General features: G+C 69.2%; 1 pseudogene. It reads left to right on the top strand.

Features of this window, described 5'->3' with window-relative positions:
- Positions 1-1,009: pseudogene (locus ACFVS0_RS21855) on the top strand (hypothetical protein); the annotation flags it as partial.

Here is a 1,009-nt window from a genome sequence, read left to right as displayed (position 1 = left end):
CCGGCGCCGGCAAAGCCGGCGCCGTCGCCAAGGTCCTGTCCGTCGCAGGCAAAACCGGGAAAGTCATCGACCCCATGACCTACATCGCCAAAGGCGCAGGCGCCGGCCTCTCCAAAATCGGCGACATCACCAAAGGCCTCAAGGGCATCGAGAACATCGAGATCCCGAAGCTTCCCGACGACGCGATCGTGCTGCCCGAAGGTGCGCTCAAACTGCCCGACGGGGCCGTGCACCTCCCCGAAGGCGCAGTCATCCCGCACGGGGCGGTCAAGCTCCCCGACGGCAACTTCAAGCTCCCCGACGACGTCCCGGTCCTGCCCGAGGGCGCCACCAAGCTGCCCACGGCACCCGGTGCACCCGCACGCTACTTCGACAACGAGTACAACCTCCTCGACGAGAACGGCAACGTTCTCCAGAAGGTCGACGACGCCCGCGTCGAAGGCTCCCCTGACATCCACCCCGACACCGGCGCCGACACCCCGCACACCGAAACCCCTTCGCCGGACAGGGAACCCGCGCTGGTCGGCGCGGGCGCCCACACCGCCGACACCACAGCCCACGTCGGCGCCCACGCAGGCGACCACATCATCCGCATCGGCGACAGCCTCGGCAACGACCTCGGCGACATCGGCCGCACCGGCGACAACCTCCCCGGCGGCAACGCGGGCAACCACCTGCCCGGCGGCGGAGTTGGTGACCACATGCCCACCGGCCACGCCGGCGACAACCTCCCCAGCAGCCACGCCAACGACCTGGGACACAGCCCTTCCGCCAGCCACGAACCGCCTAACAGCGGCAGCCACAGCGATGGGGGGAGCTCAGTCAGCCATAGCGACGGATCCGGTACCGGAGGACACGAGGCCCCCTCCACCGGTAGTCACCGCGACGGACCCGCGGGCAGTCACAGCGAGGGCCCTGGCGGAAAAGGACCAGATGGAGCTGACAGCCCCACTGATCCCCATGACTGGGAGAAGCCGCGCGACGAATCCGGTCCGTTCGAGCGCGGCGG

It is taken from the genome of Isoptericola sp. NPDC058082 (genome assembly GCF_042885055.1).
Lineage (GTDB): Bacteria > Actinomycetota > Actinomycetes > Actinomycetales > Cellulomonadaceae > Isoptericola.
Note: the sequence above shows the minus strand (reverse complement) of the source record. Positions and strands in the feature narration are given on the sequence as shown.